At 59.0% G+C, this 17,350-nt stretch carries 15 protein-coding genes; 8 read left to right on the top strand and 7 right to left on the bottom strand.

Going from position 1 to position 17,350, the window contains the following annotated elements; all coding sequences use genetic code 11:
- The first annotated feature begins 348 nt into the window (after positions 1–348).
- Both ompR and AC07OG_RS04270 read left to right on the top strand, forming a co-directional pair.
- Positions 349–1,089 carry an osmolarity response regulator transcription factor OmpR gene (ompR, locus tag AC07OG_RS04275; protein WP_060544006.1) on the top strand — a complete coding sequence of 247 codons (741 nt, stop codon included), beginning with the start codon at positions 349–351 and terminating at the stop codon, positions 1,087–1,089.
- Positions 1,090–1,204: 115 nt separating this feature from the next.
- Positions 1,205–2,518, top strand: a complete 1,314-nt coding sequence (locus AC07OG_RS04270; protein ID WP_060544007.1) for an ATP-binding protein — start codon at positions 1,205–1,207, stop codon at positions 2,516–2,518.
- A gap of 54 nt (positions 2,519–2,572) precedes the next feature.
- On the opposite strand, the gene rimK is transcribed toward AC07OG_RS04270, so the two are convergent.
- Together rimK and rimB are read right to left on the bottom strand one after the other, a co-directional pair.
- The gene (gene rimK / locus AC07OG_RS04265) at positions 2,573–3,478 is read right to left on the bottom strand and encodes a 30S ribosomal protein S6--L-glutamate ligase (protein WP_060544008.1); all 906 of its coding nucleotides are present in this window, start codon (positions 3,476–3,478) and stop codon (positions 2,573–2,575) included.
- Positions 3,475–3,954 (bottom strand): retropepsin-like aspartic endopeptidase RimB, encoded by a 480-nt coding sequence (rimB, locus tag AC07OG_RS04260; RefSeq protein ID WP_060544009.1) that lies wholly within the window; start codon positions 3,952–3,954, stop codon positions 3,475–3,477. Before rimB ends, rimK begins: the two co-directional genes overlap by 4 nt.
- A 215-nt stretch (positions 3,955–4,169) precedes the next feature.
- On the opposite strand from rimB, the gene AC07OG_RS04255 reads away from it, so the two are divergent.
- The 3 genes from AC07OG_RS04255 to AC07OG_RS04245 all read left to right on the top strand — a co-directional run bounded on the left by AC07OG_RS04255 (position 4,170) and on the right by AC07OG_RS04245 (position 7,472).
- Positions 4,170–4,574: an RNA-binding S4 domain-containing protein gene (locus tag AC07OG_RS04255; protein WP_060544010.1), complete on the top strand. Its 405-nt coding sequence runs from the start codon at positions 4,170–4,172 to the stop codon at positions 4,572–4,574.
- A gap of 274 nt (positions 4,575–4,848) precedes the next feature.
- Positions 4,849–5,751, top strand: a complete 903-nt coding sequence (gene hslO / locus AC07OG_RS04250; RefSeq protein WP_060544011.1) for an Hsp33 family molecular chaperone HslO — start codon at positions 4,849–4,851, stop codon at positions 5,749–5,751.
- Between the two features lie 179 nt (positions 5,752–5,930).
- Complete coding sequence (locus AC07OG_RS04245) at positions 5,931–7,472, top strand: phosphoenolpyruvate carboxykinase (protein ID WP_060544012.1); 1,542 nt, start codon at positions 5,931–5,933, stop codon at positions 7,470–7,472.
- Between the two features lie 106 nt (positions 7,473–7,578).
- Here the strand turns inward: AC07OG_RS04245 and AC07OG_RS04240 are convergent, their stop codons facing one another.
- Both AC07OG_RS04240 and AC07OG_RS04235 read right to left on the bottom strand, forming a co-directional pair.
- On the bottom strand, positions 7,579–7,857 hold the full coding sequence (locus AC07OG_RS04240) for a hypothetical protein (protein ID WP_060544013.1): 279 nt from the start codon (positions 7,855–7,857) through the stop codon (positions 7,579–7,581).
- Between the two features lie 387 nt (positions 7,858–8,244).
- Complete coding sequence (locus AC07OG_RS04235) at positions 8,245–9,306, bottom strand: S8 family peptidase (RefSeq protein ID WP_495066301.1); 1,062 nt, start codon at positions 9,304–9,306, stop codon at positions 8,245–8,247.
- A 247-nt stretch (positions 9,307–9,553) separates the two neighbouring features.
- On the opposite strand from AC07OG_RS04235, the gene AC07OG_RS04230 reads away from it, so the two are divergent.
- The 3 genes from AC07OG_RS04230 (at position 9,554) to AC07OG_RS04220 (ending at position 13,349) form a co-directional block, all read left to right on the top strand.
- Complete coding sequence (locus tag AC07OG_RS04230; protein WP_060544015.1) at positions 9,554–11,488, top strand: RecQ family ATP-dependent DNA helicase; 1,935 nt, start codon at positions 9,554–9,556, stop codon at positions 11,486–11,488.
- A 124-nt stretch (positions 11,489–11,612) separates the two neighbouring features.
- Complete coding sequence (locus tag AC07OG_RS04225) at positions 11,613–12,839, top strand: 3-hydroxyacyl-CoA dehydrogenase (RefSeq protein ID WP_495066300.1); 1,227 nt, start codon at positions 11,613–11,615, stop codon at positions 12,837–12,839.
- A 90-nt stretch (positions 12,840–12,929) separates the two neighbouring features.
- Entirely contained in the window at positions 12,930–13,349 is a 420-nt protein-coding gene (locus tag AC07OG_RS04220; RefSeq protein WP_495066299.1) for an acyl-CoA thioesterase, read from the top strand.
- A gap of 64 nt (positions 13,350–13,413) precedes the next feature.
- Here the strand turns inward: AC07OG_RS04220 and AC07OG_RS04215 are convergent, their stop codons facing one another.
- The 3 genes from AC07OG_RS04215 to fdhD all read right to left on the bottom strand — a co-directional run bounded on the left by AC07OG_RS04215 (position 13,414) and on the right by fdhD (position 17,339).
- On the bottom strand, positions 13,414–13,905 hold the full coding sequence (locus tag AC07OG_RS04215) for a glycine zipper domain-containing protein (RefSeq protein WP_495066298.1): 492 nt from the start codon (positions 13,903–13,905) through the stop codon (positions 13,414–13,416).
- Positions 13,906–14,154: 249 nt separating this feature from the next.
- Complete coding sequence (locus AC07OG_RS04210) at positions 14,155–16,503, bottom strand: FdhF/YdeP family oxidoreductase (protein ID WP_495066297.1); 2,349 nt, start codon at positions 16,501–16,503, stop codon at positions 14,155–14,157.
- Entirely contained in the window at positions 16,500–17,339 is an 840-nt protein-coding gene (gene fdhD / locus AC07OG_RS04205) for a formate dehydrogenase accessory sulfurtransferase FdhD (protein ID WP_060544020.1), read from the bottom strand. Before fdhD ends, AC07OG_RS04210 begins: the two co-directional genes overlap by 4 nt.
- Between the last annotated feature and the right edge of the window lie 11 nt (positions 17,340–17,350).

The following is a 17,350-nucleotide window of genomic DNA, read 5'->3' as shown; positions in this document are numbered from 1 at the left end:
CAAATTGTGAAAGCAGGCTCGCAGGCGCGAAGATAAGGCCTTGACGAGTCTGGTTGAGCGGCCTGGCCTGCGCCGCTACCTGGATCAAAAGGTATCCCGTTGACCCGTGAAATCGAACAATTACTGCCGATGCCATGAAAATAAATGGCGTCTGTCTGTAGTACCTGTCTGATGTTGCCTGACACAAAAGGCCGCGCATTATAACCAGCGTTCTGCCCTTCGGGGGCATTGCAGGTGCAGGCACAATGCCCGGATTTCTGGCGGTTGAGGAAAAATCTGCTAACAATGCACACGGTGCGTATAACGGCAGCTACGCCATAATGCGCACCGAGCTAAAAGGAGCATCCAATGAGCAGCACTGCAAACATTGCTGAAGGCGAAAAAATTCTTATTGTTGACGACGATCCGGGCCTCAGCAGCCTGCTGGAGCGTTTTTTCGTCAGCAAGGGCTACCGCGCCCGCGCCGTACCGAACACCGAACAAATGGACCGCCTGCTGGCGCGTGAAGTGTTCAACCTGGTCGTACTCGACCTGATGTTGCCCGGTGAAGACGGTCTGACCGCCTGCCGCCGCCTGCGCAACGCGAACAATCAGATTCCGATCATCATGCTTACCGCCAAGGGCGACGAGCTGAGCCGCATCAAGGGCCTGGAGCTGGGCGCCGACGACTATCTGGCCAAGCCATTCAATCCGGATGAGCTGATGGCTCGCGTAAAAGCGGTACTGCGTCGTCAGTTGGCGCCGGTTCCTGGTGCGCCGGGCAGCGAAGACGAAAGCGTGACATTTGGTGATTACGAGTTGTCCCTGGCAACCCGCGAGCTCAAGCGAGGTGATGAGGTTCACATGCTCACCACCGGTGAATTCGCAGTGCTCAAGGCGCTTGTGATGAATGCCCGTCAGCCATTGACCCGCGACAAGTTGATGAACCTGGCCCGTGGCCGCGAGTGGGATGCGCTGGAGCGCTCCATCGACGTGCAGATTTCCCGTCTGCGCCGGATGATCGAACCTGATCCGTCCAAACCGCGTTATATCCAGACCGTCTGGGGCGTGGGTTACGTCTTCGTGCCGGATGGCACTGCCACCAAGTGATCGGTGATTTGTAGGAGCGAGTCATGCGGGTAAAGGGTCAGATGATCTTGCCCGCAGACTCGCGATCCGCAATATGCGAGCATCGCTCGCTCCTGCAAGTGTGTAACGGTTACCCATGAAAACCCCCGTTTGGTTCCCCCAGAGTTTCTTCTCCCGCACCCTTTGGCTGGTGCTGATCGTCGTGCTGTTTTCCAAGGCGCTGACCCTGGTTTATCTGCTGATGAACGAAGACGTGCTGGTTGACCGCCAATACAGCCACGGCGTCGCCCTGACGCTGCGGGCCTATTGGGCCGCCGATGAGGAAAATCGCGCCAAGATCGCCGAGGCTGCGACTTTGATCCGGGTAGTCGGTGCCGGTGTACCGGAAGGCGAGCAGCATTGGCCCTACAGCGAAATCTACCAGCGCCAGATGCAAGACGAGTTGGGAGCCGATACCGAAGTCCGATTACGCATGCACTCACCGCCGGCGCTATGGGTTCGGGCGCCAAGCCTGGGTGACGGCTGGCTGAAAGTGCCGCTCTACCCGCATCCTTTGCGCGGCCAGAAAATCTGGAACGTGCTCGGCTGGTTCCTTGCGATCGGCCTGTTATCCACGGCCTCGGCCTGGATCTTCGTCAGCCAGCTCAACCAGCCATTGAAACGCCTTGTGTATGCTGCGCGGCAACTCGGCCAGGGCCGTAGCGTGCGTCTGCCGATCAGCGATACGCCCAGCGAAATGACCGAGGTTTACCGCGCTTTCAACCAGATGGCCGAAGACGTTGAGCAGGCCGGTCGCGAGCGTGAGCTGATGCTGGCCGGGGTGTCCCATGACCTGCGCACGCCGTTGACCCGCTTGCGTCTGTCCCTGGAATTGATGGGTGATCGCACCGACCTGACTAACGACATGGTGCGCGACATCGAAGACATGGACGCCATTCTCGACCAGTTCCTGGCGTTCATTCGCGATGGTCGTGACGAGTCGGTGGAAGAGGTGGACCTGAGTGATCTGGTCCGTGAAGTTGCCGCTCCGTACAACCAGAACGAAGAAAAAGTGCATCTGCACCTTGAACCGATCCAGCCGTTTCCGCTACGTCGGGTTTCAATGAAGCGGTTGTTGAACAACCTGATCGGCAATGCGCTGCATCACGCCGGCAGTGGCGTGGAAGTGGCGGCCTATGTATCGGGTGACACTGCCGCGCCCTATGTGGTGCTGAGTGTCATGGATCGTGGCGCCGGGATCGATCCATCGGAGCTGGAAGCAATCTTTAATCCGTTCACCCGTGGCGACCGCGCACGGGGCGGCAAGGGCACAGGCTTGGGGTTGGCGATCGTGAAGCGGATTGCTTCGATGCATGGCGGCAATGTCGAGTTGCGCAACCGTTCGGGTGGCGGGCTGGAAGCGCGGGTGCGGTTGCCGCTGGGTCTGCTGTTGCCCAGAGATGCGGTCTGACTGTCTGACTTGATCGTTCCCACGCAGAGCGTGGGAACGATCAGCAAGTGAGGGTTAACCCTTACCCTTGGTCCGTGTCATGTTCGGCCCGCCATTCTTCTCCAGATGCTCGATGATGATCCCTGCCACATTCTTCCCGGTGGTGGTCTCGATCCCCTCCAGTCCAGGTGACGAGTTCACTTCCATCACCAGCGGTCCATGATTGGAGCGCAGGATGTCCACGCCAGCCACCGCCAGCCCCATCACCTTTGCTGCACGCAAAGCCGTCATGCGTTCTTCCGGTGTGATCTTGATCAGACTCGCGCTGCCGCCACGATGCAGGTTGGAGCGAAACTCTCCTGGCTTGGCCTGGCGCTTCATTGCTGCAATCACCTTGTCGCCTACTACGAAGCAGCGAATGTCGGCACCCCCGGCTTCCTTGATGTACTCCTGAACCATGATGTTCTGCTTGAGCCCCATGAATGCCTCGATCACCGACTCCGCCGCTGTTGCGGTTTCGCAGAGCACCACACCGATGCCTTGGGTGCCTTCGAGAACCTTGATCACCAGCGGCGCGCCGTTGACCATTGCGATCAGGTCGGGAATGTCGTCGGGGGAGTGGGCAAATCCGGTAACAGGCAAACCGATGCCGCGACGCGACAGCAATTGCAGTGAGCGCAACTTGTCCCGTGAGCGGGCGATGGCGACCGATTCGTTCAGTGGATAAACCCCCATCATTTCGAACTGGCGCAATACCGCGCAGCCATAAAACGTCACCGATGCACCGATCCGCGGGATCACTGCATCGAAACCTTCCAGCGGCCTGCCCCGGTAGTGGATCTGCGGCTTGTGGCTGGCAATGTTCATGTAGGCGCGCAGGGTGTCGACCACCACCATTTCATGGCCGCGTTCAGTCCCGGCTTCAACCAGGCGACGGGTGGAATACAGACGTGGATTGCGCGACAGCACAGCGATCTTCATGCAACACCTGTGGAGGAGGTAGATACCGGGAACACCGGCTTGTCTTGTACATATTTTATGCCCGGATTGACCACCAACTGTCCGTCGATCAAGGCTTTTGAACCGAGTAGCAGGCGATAGCGCATGGACTTGCGGCAGGCGAGTGTGAACTCGACCCGCCAGACCCGATCACCAAGGGCCAGGGTGGAGCTGATCACGTATCGCACCTGCGCATGACCATTGGAGCTTTTAATGGTTTTTTTCGTCACCATCGGCGCCTCGCAGCGCCGGTGACGCAGTTGCACCACCGAACCCAGGTGCGCGGTGAAGCGCACCCATCGTTCCCCATCGCGCTCGAAGGGCTCGATATCAGTGGCATGGAGGCTGGAGGTGCTGGCGCCGGTGTCGATTTTTGCCCGAAGGCCCGCGACTCCCAAATCCGGGAGCGCCACCCACTCGCGCAGACCGACGACGGTCAAATGATCAAATGTCTTCAAAGATGCTCAACCGGTAGAAACCGCTCGGGCCGCATGGGGCCTGATGCGCGGTATTCACGCAGAATAATGATTAAAAGGCGACAGATATCTACGGCCCGGATTTCCAGCCCCTCGCAAGGGTCTGGACTGTGTGCATTGTAATCCGCACTGGTGTAATTCTTGGTACGAATGAAACGGTAGTACAGTTCACCAATATTTCAGAGCGAGGAAATTCCATGGCACAAAAAAACGAAGAGGACGACAAAGTCCGTCTCGATAAGTGGTTGTGGGCCGCACGTTTTTACAAAACCCGCGCCCTGGCCAAGGCGGCGATTGAAAGTGGCAAAGTGCATTGCCGTGGCGAGCGCTGCAAGCCGGGCAAGGAGCCGCGCATCGGCGATGAGTTCGTGATTCGCACCGGGTTCGAGGAGCGCACGGTGGTGGTACAGGCTTTGTCGATTATTCGCCGTGGCGCACCCGAGGCGCAGACCCTGTACGCCGAGACCGAAGCCAGCATCGCCAAGCGCGAAAATGCTGCGGCCCAACGCAAGGCCGGCGCTTTGGGCGTGAGTACCGATGGCAAGCCTAGCAAGAAGCAGCGGCGGGATCTGTTCAAGTTTCGTGGCAGCAGCAACGACTGAAAGATCGCCTGACTTGCAATTGCACGATTGCGCATCCATATCGGGGTGACGCTGGCAACACTGCCGCTCGTCGAAAACTGCACACGGCTGCTGACCTGTAGGCCATAACCACAAGGCCAGCAGCGTCAGCAGCATGAAACCGCAGGTCAGCCGACGCCGATTCCACTTCGCTTGGAACCGCCGCGCAATGTCCATAAAATGCCTGCAATGCCATGTTGCAAGCGCATTTCTTGCCTCCTGTTAACTTTTGTCATCATTTCAGATACCCAAACTTATGACCGATCTAGCGGACAACGACTTCACCCAACGCTTCATCTTTGATGACAGCGACACCCGTGGCGAGCTGGTCTCGTTGGAGCTCAGCTATGCCGAAGTCCTGGCCAAACACGCCTACCCGCAGCCGGTCGCGCAATTGCTCGGTGAGCTCATGGCCGCCGCCTCTTTGCTGGTCGGCGCCTTGAAGTTCGATGGCTTGCTGATTTTGCAGGCCCGTTCCGAAGGCCCTATTCCGTTGCTGATGATCGAGTGTTCCAGCGAGCGGGATATTCGTGGCCTGGCCCGTTACGAAGCCGACCGGATTGCCCCGGACGCAACCCTGGCGGACCTGATGCCGGACGGCGTCCTGGCACTGACCATTGATCCGACCCAGGGCCAGCGTTATCAGGGCATCGTCGACCTTGACGGCGAAACCCTGTCCGAATGCTTCACCAATTATTTCGTGATGTCCCAGCAGGTCGGCACGCGTTTCTGGCTGTACGCCGATGGCCGTCGCGCCCGTGGTCTGTTACTGCAGCAATTACCCGCTGATCGCTTGAAAGACGAAGAAGATCGCGCCGCCAGTTGGCAGCACATCACTGCACTGGGTAGCACCCTGACCGCCGATGAGCTGCTGAGCCTGGACAACGAAACCGTACTCCATCGCCTCTATCACGAAGAGCAGGTGCGCCTGTTTGATGTGCAAAAGCTGCGCTTCCGCTGCAGTTGCTCGCGCGAACGTTCGGCCAATGCCCTGGTCAGTCTGGGTATGGAAGATGCGCAGCAACTGGTGGTCGAACACGGCGGCAACATTGAGATCGACTGTCAGTTCTGCAACGAGCGTTATCTGTTCGATGCCGCCGACGTCACTCAATTATTCGCTGGAGCGGGTGTTGATACGCCGTCAGATACCCGGCACTAAAACGGTTCAGCGCAGGTAAATTCACTGGAGACCGCCGGAATAACGCCGTTACGACGGGAGGGCCCTACTTTTTTTGGGCTTTTCTGGCATAATCCGGCCCACTTTTTTCGCGGTAGTAGTGCACGACTTTCTACTACAAAACGTTTGGAGCACTCGGCCACTGGCCGACGGGGAACCTCATGACGCAAGCCAATAACGCCGTGTACACCGATCTGAGTGTTGATGATCTGGTTAAAGAAGCCCTCAACCGCGGTGAAGGCGAGCTTGCCGATACCGGCGCACTGGTAGTTCGCACCGGTCACCGTACCGGCCGTTCGCCAGTCGATCGCTTCATCGTTGAAGAGCCGAGCACCCAGGCCGCTATCGCCTGGGGCCCGATCAACCGCAAGTTCCCGGCCGACAAGTTCGATGCCCTGTGGGCTCGCGTCGAGGCGTTCAACAACGCGCAAGAGCATTTCGTTTCCCACGTGCATGTAGGTGCGGCCGCCGACCACTACCTGGCCGTGAAGATGACCACCCAGACCGCCTGGCAGAACCTGTTCGGCCGTTGCCTGTTCATCAATCCTGCCCAGTACAACCCGGCTGGCCGTGAAGAGTGGCAGGTTCTCAACGTCGCCAACTTCGAGTGCGTTCCGGAGCGCGACGGCACCAACTCCGACGGCTGTGTGATCATCAACTTCGCGCAGAAGAAAGTATTGATCGCCGGCATGCGTTACGCCGGTGAGATGAAAAAAGCCATGTTCTCCGTGCAGAACTTCCTGCTGCCGGCCGCTGACGTGCTGCCAATGCACTGCGCTGCCAACATCGGCGAAGAAGGCGACGTGACCCTGTTCTTCGGTCTGTCGGGCACCGGTAAAACCACTCTGTCGGCAGACGAAAGCCGTTACCTGATCGGTGACGACGAGCACGGCTGGGGTGAGGGCGTGGTGTTCAACATCGAAGGCGGTTGCTATGCCAAGTGCATCGACCTGTCCGAGAAGAACGAGCCGGTCATCTGGAAAGCCATCAAGCACGGCGCAGTCCTGGAAAACGTCGTTATCGATGACGCCAAGCACGCCGACTACGCTGATGTCAGCCTGACCCAGAACAGCCGCGCCGCTTACCCGCTGGAGCACGTTGCCAAGCGTTCCGAGCAGAACCTGGGTGGCGAGCCTAACGCTGTAATCTTCCTGACTTGCGACCTGACCGGCGTCCTGCCGCCAGTGTCGATCCTGAGCGAAGAACAAGCGGCCTACCACTTCCTGTCCGGCTACACCGCTCTGGTGGGTTCGACTGAAATGGGTTCGGGCAGCGGCATCAAGTCGACTTTCTCCACCTGCTTCGGCGCACCGTTCTTCCCGCGCCCGGCTGGCGAATACGCTGAGCTGCTGATCAAGCGCATCCGCGGCTTCGGCTCCAAGGTCTACCTGGTCAATACCGGTTGGACCGGCGGCGGCTACGGCGTCGGCAAGCGCTTCAACATCCCGACCACCCGTGCGGTGATCGCTGCGATCCAGAGCGGCGCTCTGATCGGTGCCGAGACCGAGCACCTGGACACCATCAACCTCGACGTGCCACTGGCCGTACCGGGCGTTGAGACTGGCCTGCTGAACCCACGCAACACCTGGGCTGATAAAGCCGCCTACGACGAATCGGCCAAAGCACTGGCCGGTCTGTTCATCGAGAACTTCAAGAAGTTCGACGTGAGCGATGCGATCAAGGCTGCCGGTCCAAAGCTGTAAGCGCTGGTTTCAAGCCATGAAAAAGCCGCCCCTCGGGGCGGTTTTTTTATGCCCGTGGGTTCGGGTTTTCAGGTGCTTGTTGCAATGGGCGTGACTGAGAGCAAATTCAGGGCAAACGCTGGCGGGCGATTTCAAGCAGGTCATTGCCATCCTGGGTGAGCAGGTAAAGCGCGCTGACGATCTTCGGGATATCACTCGCATCGGCCTGCTTGAAGCACAGGCAATACAGGGTTTCGAGCAGATCGCTGGCGGCTCGGATGCGCTGTCGGGCGGCGTCGAGGATCTCGTGGGGATCGGCCTCCGTATCGATGACCAGTACCGGAGTTTCGCTGTAACTGGTTTTGAGCGGGTGATAGCGGTCTGGCAACGAATCTGGCTTGTCCATCGAGGTGGGTCCTGTGCGAAATCGGCAAGTGTTCCCGGCAGGGCGAGACACTGTTTTCAGCCGTGCCGGAAACTATAGAAGGGAGGGAGGTTGCGCGACAAGACGGCTGAGGAGGACAGGTTTTGTAGGGCTTTTATTGTGTCTGGCGGAAGAGGCCTACGCATCTCCCAAGGTTTTACCTTGCATAGCCACTTTCGGTAAAAAAACCGACAGGGGAGAGGGACGCCGCATGGCAAAGTCGGGGAAGTGGAGCGTCAGAAGTTGTAGGAAACTTCGTAGACGCTCACTCAGTAACCGCGAACACCTGTGAGTGCGATGCCTGCCTGACCGGTGAAGCTGGAGGTGCGTGTGGCGTACTTGGGATCGCAGTGTTCGGTCCATGGCGGATTATTCGATTGTGGATTGAGATGGAAGACGTGAAGCCGCTTCCAGGTCCAGCAGCCCTCTGCCGTATGCTTCACTGTTGGCATAGATGCCAGTCCGGTTCGCTGTCGCCAGCAGGTGTTCACGTACCTGCTGTGCAGTGAGCTCGGGGTAGCGGCTTTGCAATGCCGCCAGAGCACCGCTGACCAGCGCGGCGGCGGGTGACGTGCCCGCGGTTTGTACGTACCCACCATCCTTGCTGGTGGTCAGCAAGCCCTGGTCCGCTCCGGAGTCGCCACCCGGTACGGCAATGCACCATGCTGCCGCCACGCCGCAGTAGTTGGACTTGGCGTTGATGGCAGTCCCATCGTTTTTCAATGCAACAACGGCGATCCAGCCTTTTTCCAGTTCAGGTATGGCGAGGGGCAAACCCGGTTCGGCCAAGGGTTCGCGTTTGAGTTCATTTCCAGTCGGGAACACAAATACGGCGCCGTCCCGCACCAGTTTTCGCGCGGTTAACAATGACTCCGGCATGACCTGTTTGTAGCGCTCTTCATTGATTTCTGTCGCAGGAATGGCGTTGGCCCACGAGTTGTTCAGTATGCGTGCTCCTTTGTCGAAACCCGATTGCCATGATTGCGCGATTTCACTGTCGAAAAAAAAAGGCTCATTGTCGTCGCCGAAACGAAAAGGGATCAGCTGTGCGTCGAACGCGACGCCGTGCATACCCTGATCGTCCTTGTTGGCGGCGATAATTCCAGCCATCTGGGTGCCGTGACCGATTCGATCATGGCCACCGGGACGTTTCTCGACGTAGTCGAAACCGGGATCACGAATTCTGCCCTGGAATTGCGGCAGGTCGGCGTTCAGGCCCGAATCGATCAACGCAACCGTCACTCCCCGTCCAGTGCCACCGCGTTCGTAGAGGTGCGATGCGTTGATCACCCCCAACCCTTTTTGAGCTTGATACTCAGGTGTGTTGAATGCGTCCGGCACTACGGGGAGATGGTGAGAGGCTCTGCATCCGCCAAGAAGCTGCGTAGTGGTCATCATCAGGGCAAAGGGAACTACAAAGGTTTTAAGCATGATCGGTCCTTCGAAAGGGGGACGCGCTACTCAGCCTTCCTGACTTCGCGCGGTGTAGGTGAACCATAACCCTGGGAGGTGCAAGCTAGTCAGATGGCAACGTGCTTCATGTGTTTCAATCCGTGGCGCGAGCAGAACGGGTGACGCTGTATTATCCGGTATGGTTTTTACCCCCGACCTTTTCTCGACTCGCTGCGATCGCCGGCTAGGCTTTGCACATCGCAGCAGTCAACGGAGTGACAGCGTTATGCACAGCACCCTGGAGCAGGTTTTCGGTTATCCACAATTTCGCCCGGGTCAGGAGACTGCCGTCAGCGCCGTGTTGGAGGGGCGCTCCGCTGCGGCGATTTTCCCTACCGGGTCCGGCAAGTCCCTTTGTTATCAATTACCGGCAGTGTTGCTGCCGCATCTGACGCTGGTGGTCTCGCCGTTGCTGGCGCTGATGCAGGATCAACTGGCGTTCCTCCAGCGCCATGGCATCGCCGCAGGCAGTATCGATTCGGCCCAGAGCCGCGATGACGCCAGCGATGTGATGGCCCGTGCAAAGTCCGGCGAACTGAAAATCCTGATGATTTCCGTGGAGCGCCTGAAGAACGAGCGCTTTCGCAACTTTTTGCAGCAGGTACCGATCTCGCTACTGGTGGTGGACGAGGCTCATTGCATCTCGGAGTGGGGCCACAATTTCCGTCCGGACTACCTCAAGCTTCCCGATTACCAACGCCAATTCAACATCCAGCAGGTGCTGCTGCTTACCGCTACCGCCACGCCCAAAGTGATCGCGGACATGCAGGCCAAATTCGCCATCGCAGCCGACGATGTGGTGACTACCGGTTTCTATCGGCCGAACCTCAACCTGCTGGTAGAGCCGGTTCGCGGCCAGGACAAGCGACGACGTCTCGTCGAATGGATGAGCGAACGTCCCGACCAGCCAAGCATCGTCTATGTAACCCTGCAGAAAACCGCCGAGCACATTGCCGAGCACCTGGGTCGCAACGGTATTCAGGCCGAGGCCTATCACGCGGGGTTGCCCCATGAACAACGGGAGGCGATTCAGCGTCGGTTCATGGGCGGACAGTCCAACTGCATCGTCGCGACCATCGCGTTCGGCATGGGCATCGACAAGAGCGACATTCGCAACGTGGTGCATTTCGATCTGCCCAAATCCATCGAAAACTACAGCCAGGAAATCGGCCGCGCCGGGCGTGACGGACAGCCTTCCGATTGCCTGGTATTGGCCAACCGCGACAGCCTCAACGTGCTGGAAAATTTCGTCTATGGCGACACTCCCGAGCACGCCGGTATTCGCTGCGTACTCGACGAATTGCAGGCTGCTGCGCCGCAAGGTCAGTGGGAGTTTTTGCTGGGGCCGTTGGCGGACCAGAGCAACATTCGCCAGCTACCGCTCAAGACCTTGCTGGTGCAACTGGAGTTGCGCGGGATCATCGCCCCGCGCTACGCCTATTACGCCGAATACCGCTTCAAGTATTTGCAGGAGCCCGAGGCCTTGCTGGCCCGTTTCGAGGGGGAACGCAGGGATTTCGTCGCCGCGATCATCCAGACTTCCAGCCGCGCACGGACCTGGGCCACGGTGAATTTCGATGCGTTGTATGAACAGCATCAGGCCGAACGCACTCGGGTGGTGAGGGCGTTGGATTACTTTCAGGAAAAGGGTTGGGTCGAGCTGGAAAGTAAACAGATGACCGAAGTCTACAGCCTGCTGCAAACCGGTTTCGACAGCGTCGTGTTGAGTGAAGAGTTGCACGCTTGTTTCACCCGGCATGAGCAAACCGAGATCGCGCGGATTCACGCCATGTTGGCGCTTTTTGCCACTGACAGGTGTTTGGGTTATCGCCTGGCCGAGTACTTTGGTGATGACAATGCACCGCAGCAGTGCGGGCATTGTTCGGTGTGTCACGGGCAGGTGGCGCGCCTGCCGGCACCACCGGATTTGCCGGCGCTTGTGGATAAAAATTTCGAGGCGTTGTGTGCAGACTTTATCCACAGGCACGAGCAATACACCGGCACATTACCTTCGGCCGAGCGTGTGACGCGGTTTTTGTGCGGCATCAGCGTTCCGCTATTTACCAAACTCAAGGCGCGGGCCATTTCGGGTTTTGCGGTGCTGGAGGTTTACCCGTACGCCGAAGTGCGCGATTGGGCCCAACAGCATCTCTCAGTCTGATCGGTGATCTTTCTGGGGTGTATCCACGCGCTGAATGTTGCTCATCACAGGAATAAATTTCAAAAAAGCACAGTGGCTGATTATGGTGATGGCTGTCTTCGGATCGCCAACAAGAGAACAGAATATGAGCCAGACACCGTCGAATATTCAGCGCGCTGCCGTCATCGGCGCGGGCACCATGGGCCGGGGCATTGTCATGTGCCTGGCCAACGCCGGGGTGGCGGTGCAGTGGGTCGATAACAACCCGCAGATGCTGGAACAAGCGCTGACGTCAGTGGCGGACACCTACGCCCACAGCGTGCGACAAGGCCGGATCGATCAGGCCGAGGCCGATGATCGTATCGCCCGTGTAACGACAGCACCCGATTATGCGGCTATACGGGATGTCGACCTGGTCATCGAAGCGGTCTACGAAAACCTCGAACTCAAGCAGAAAATCTTCCGCGAACTGGACGCTCTGCTTAAACCTGAAGCCATCCTGGCCAGCAACACCTCGGCGCTGGACATCGATGCCATCGCTGCAGTCACTCGCCGTCCGCAACAGGTCCTGGGCCTGCATTTCTTCAGTCCGGCGCACATCATGAAGCTGCTGGAAATCGTTCGTGGCGCGCAGACCGCCCCGGCGGTGCTTGAAGCCGCTCTGGCACTGGGCAAGCGCATGGGCAAGGTCAGCATAGTGGCGGGTAATTGCCCGGGTTTTATCGGCAACCGCATGCTGCGGACCTACACCCACGAAGCGCGCAAGATGTTGCTTGAAGGTGCTTTTCCTCACCAGGTCGACGCAGCCCTGCAAGGCTTCGGTTTTGCCATGGGACCGTTCCGCATGTACGACGTGGTTGGTGTCGATCTGGAATGGCGCGCTCGACAATTATCCGGCACAGGGCAGGATGCGCCGCAGTTTCAGGTAGATAATCGTCTGTGCGAAGCGGGTCGTTTCGGCCAGAAGAGCGGCAATGGCTATTACCACTATGAGCCGGGTAGTCGCCAGGCCGAACACGATCCGCAGGTTGATGCGCTGGTACTGCAGGTCAGCGAGGATCTCGGGTTCCACCGTCGCGAGATTGGCCCGGAGGAAGTCCTGGAGCGGTGTTTGTTGGCGTTGGTCAACGAAGGCGCGAAGATTCTTGAGGAGGGTATCGCGGGATCTGCCCATGACATCGATCTGGTATACCTCAACGGGTACGGTTTCCCGGCGGACAAGGGCGGACCGATGGCTTGGGCGGATCAGCAAGGTTTGGCGGATGTTCATCAGCGGCTGGTAGCGCTCGAGACGCGGCAGGGTGACCACTGGCGGCCGGCGCGCTTGATTGGTGAGCTGGCGGCGGGGGGTAAAGGGTTTGCTGACAAGTAATGGGTATGGCGCCTTAGTGGGCTAGCCCGCAAAGAACGATAACGAGATTTTCGCCTTGAACTGGCAAACCAACTCCAGGAACCAACGCTGATGCCCCAACGCTGCGAATACCCGCACTACCAGTCTGTTACCACGCGCTGGCACGACAACGATGCCTACGGCCACGTCAATAACGTCACCTACTACAGCTTTTTCGACACGGCGGTGAACACTTACCTGATCGAAGTCGGTGGCCTTGATATCCATGATGGCGAGGTGGTGGGGTTCGTGGTGAGTTCAGCCTGCGACTACTTCGCTTCCATTGCGTTTCCGGACCGGATAGAGATTGGCTTGCGGGTCGGCAAGCTGGGTAACAGTTCCGTGCAATATGAGTTGGCGGTGTTCAAGGAGGGGGAGGATGAGGCCTGTGCGGCCGGCCGCTTCGTGCATGTATTCGTAGATCGTGTTTCGAACCAGCCGACGCCGATTCCTGCAGGACTGCGCAACGCTTTGGAACGCCTCGTGGTTTGAATCAGCAAAAAAAACGCAGCCATCGGGCTGCGTTTTTATACCTGCCTGCGAAACCATTCCGGCCTCAATCACGGTGGCGGTAGTAGCCCTTGTGGTGCTTGCGATGACCATAGGCATGACCGCGGCCCGGGTGGCCGTCACGGTAGTAGCGGCCGTCGCGATGACCGCCACGATAATCATCGCCGTCATCATCATCGTACTTGTTGCCCATGTAGTTACCCAGCGCACCGCCAGCGCCGCCGCCTACTGCGGCGCCGACCAGGCTGCCGGAGGTGCCGCCAACATTGCGCCCGACCACGTTACCGCCTGCCGCGCCCAACGCACCGCCAATGGCGGCTTCGCCACGGCTGTGTTTGTCTGCGCCGACTGCGCTACCACCCGCGCCGCCGAGGGCCGCGCCAATGGTTGAACCTGTACTGCCGCCCAGTGACTGGCCGACGACCGAGCCCAAAACCCCGCCCAACGCGCCGCCCACACCTGCTTCGGTGTTTCCGCCGGCAGAGGCAATGCCACTGACAAGGCCAAGGGACAACAGGAGAATCGAGGAGAACTTCATGGAGGAACCTCAAGGGGATGACGACGCGATCCTGAGGCTGTATCAGTGGAGTGACAATCGAAATCCGACGAGTAACACGACTTGTGCACAATTCTATAAGTTATTGTTTTTTAGACGGAACTTAAGCGATTTTCGCGGGTCTTTAGTTACTTCGGAATGGCCGTTTTTGTGAAAAAACGGCCTTTTTTGTGGGCGATTGGAAAGTTGCCGGATGGTCCCAATCATGTGTTGTCAGGGCCTGCTGCCGCTTTAAGCCGACCTGGCCAAAATCAACCCGGTCTCACTCGCTGCTTCCAGCCGGATCGCCACAAACTTCGACGTCGGCGTATGGCTGCCATCCCCGATGCTTTCAAGAGGCACCAGCGGATTCACCTCTGGATAGTAAGCCGCGGCCTGTCCGGCAGGAATATCAAACGCCAGCAACGTGAAGCCTTTCACCCGCCGCTCAACACCATCATCCCAGATCGACACAATGTCAGCCTTCTGCCCGGGTTTGAAGCCCAGGCGAATGATGTCGGCTTCGTTGATGAACAACACATCACGCTGCCCCTTCACACCGCGATAACGATCGTTGAGGCCATAAATGGTGGTGTTGTACTGATCGTGAGAGCGCATTGACTGCATGATCAGGTCCGGCAATACACCGGTTGCCCGGGTGCGTTCGTGCACCAGGTCTTTGGGCAGGTTATTGGGACGGAAATTGGCGCGGCCCGAGGTGGTGTTCCAGCGTCGCGCCCCCGCGCTGTTACCCAGATAGAAACCGCCCGGGTTCTTGATCTTCTCGTTGAAGTCCTTGAAGCCGGCAATGGTGTCGGCGATCAGGTCGCGAATGCGCCGATAGTCAGCCACCAGCCAGTTCCAGTCTACCGGATGGTTGCCCAGGGTCGCCGTAGCGATACCGGCCAGGATTGCCGGTTCCGAACGCATCTGGTTCGACAGCGGCTGCAACTGACCATTGGACGCATGGACCATGCTGAACGAATCTTCGACGGTCACCGCCTGTGCGCCTTCGCCCTGGATATCGATGTCGGTACGGCCCAGGCACGGCAGGATAAGGGCGTCCTTGCCATGAGCCAGATGGCTGCGGTTGAGCTTGGTGCTGATCTGCACGGTCAGGTCACAGTTGCTCAGGGCCTGGAAGGTTCGTGGGCTGTCGGGGGTGGCCTGGGCGAAATTGCCCCCCAGGCCGATGAAGACTTTAGCCCGACCTTCGGCCATGGCGTGGATCGCCTCCACCACGTTGTGGCCGTTTTCACGGGGTACCTTGAACTGGAGGCGCCGCTCCAGCGCATCGAGGAGCGCCACCGGCGGGCGTTCGTTGATGCCCATGGTCCGATCACCCTGCACGTTACTGTGGCCACGCACCGGGCACAGGCCCGCGCCTGGCCGGCCGATGTTGCCGCGCAGCAGCATCAGGTTGGCGATTTCCTGGATGGTTGCCACTGAATGGCGATGCTGGGTGATGCCCATGGCCCAGCACATGATGACGCTCTTGCCCTTGGCATACATGCGCGCCGCTTGCTCGATCTCTACCAGGGGCAGGCCGGACTGTTCGACGATCTGCTCCCATGGGGTGTCGTCGATGGCTGCCAGGTACTCCAGCACATTGGCACAGTGTTCATTGAGGAAGTCGTGATCGAACACCGCCGGGGCATCGGCTTTTTGTGCATCGCGCTCCCACATCAGAAGGAACTTCGCCATCCCGCGCATTATCGCCATATCGCCACCCAGTGCCGGGCGGAAGTAGGCCGTATTGGTTGGCTTGTCTGCGTTGGTGAGCATTTCAAGCGGATGTTGCGGATTCTGAAAACGCTCCAGGCCACGCTCCTTGAGCGGGTTGATGCAGACCACTTGAGCACCGCGCTTCACCGCTTCGCGCAGCGGTTCGAGCATGCGTGGGTGGTTGGTGCCGGGGTTCTGGCCCCAGACGAAAATGGCATCGGCGTGTTCGAAGTCGTCAAACGTCACGGTGCCTTTGCCGACGCCAACACTCTGCGACAACGCAACACCGCTGGCCTCGTGGCACATGTTCGAGCAGTCGGGGAAATTGTTGGTGCCGTAGGCGCGCACGAACAATTGATAAAGGAATGCCGCTTCGTTACTGGCACGTCCCGAGGTGTAGAACTCGGCCTGATTCGGGCTCGACAAACCCTGCAGATGTTTGGCGATCAAGGCGAAGGCGGCGTCCCAACTGATCGGTTTGTAGCGATCGGTTGCGGCGTCATAGCTCATCGGCTCGGTAATACGGCCCTGATACTCGAGCCAATAGTCGCTCTGCTCCAGCAGCGAAGTGACGCTGTGTTTAGCGAAGAAGTTGCCGTCGACCCGACGTTTGGTCGCTTCCCAGTTCACCGCTTTGGCGCCGTTCTCGCAGAACATCACCATGCCGCCTTCCTTGGAATCGCCCCAGGCACAACCGGGGCAGTCGAAACCGCCGTTCTTGTTGGTCTTGAGCATCATGCGCAGGTTTTTCAGTGCGTTGTCGCTGGTCAACCAGGCCTGGGCGACGCTGATCAGTGCACCCCAGCCACCGGCGGGGCCTTTGTAGGGCTTGTAGCGAGGAGCGGGTGTCTGGTCGGCTTGACGGTGTTGACTCACGCTTGGTTCTCCAACGCTGGGCTGTAGACCCGCGGCGCATTCTTTTGTGGCAGATGGATGAGATTGAGGTTGTGGCGACGGGCCCATTGCACGGCAAGGCCGGTGGGTGACGACAGACTGACCAGGGTCTGGATGCCGGCGCGCAATACTTTCTGGATCAATTCGAGGCTGCAACGGCTGGTGACGATGGCCAACCCGCCAGTGGTCGGGATCTTTTGCCGGATCAGGCCGCCGATCAATTTGTCGAGGGCGTTATGCCGGCCGATGTCTTCACGTCCCAGCAGCAATTCGCCCTGGTTGTTCATGAACACCGCAGCGTGCACCGCGCCGCAATGCTGGCCCAGGGGCTGGAAGGCACCGATGCGCTCGCGCAGACCGTCGAGCCATTCGGCGGGAGGCAACGGTGCGCCGGGCAATACCTGAAGCTGCGGCAGTGCCTGCTCGACCGCTTCAACTCCGCACAGCCCGCAGCCGCTGGTGCCGGCCAATTGCCGGCGTTGCTGCTTGAGGTTCCAGAAGGCGCGGTTGGCGATGGTCACTTGCGCGTACTGCGCCGAACCCGAGCCGCTCAGTTGCAGGTCGTAGATGTCCGCGGCGTCCTGAATGATGCCGCTGCCCAGACTGAACCCGACGATAAAGTCTTCCAGGTCCGTCGGTGTCACCAGCATGACCGCTTGGCTGATGCCGTTGTAGGCAATCGCCAACGCCACTTCCTCGGCCAGCGCGGTGCTCGCCGATTCGCAGTACTGAAGGTTGTTGTAGCTGTAAGTCTGGCTTGCGGCGGGCGCGGGTGTTTCGAGGGCAGGCGCCGCGCAGGCAGGGCGCTTGGTATTCATGGCATCACCGT

The organism is Pseudomonas sp. GW821-FHT09H03, assembly GCF_059415945.1.
The sequence above is the reverse complement of the archived record's forward strand: the minus strand, read 5'-3'. Positions and strand labels throughout refer to the sequence as shown.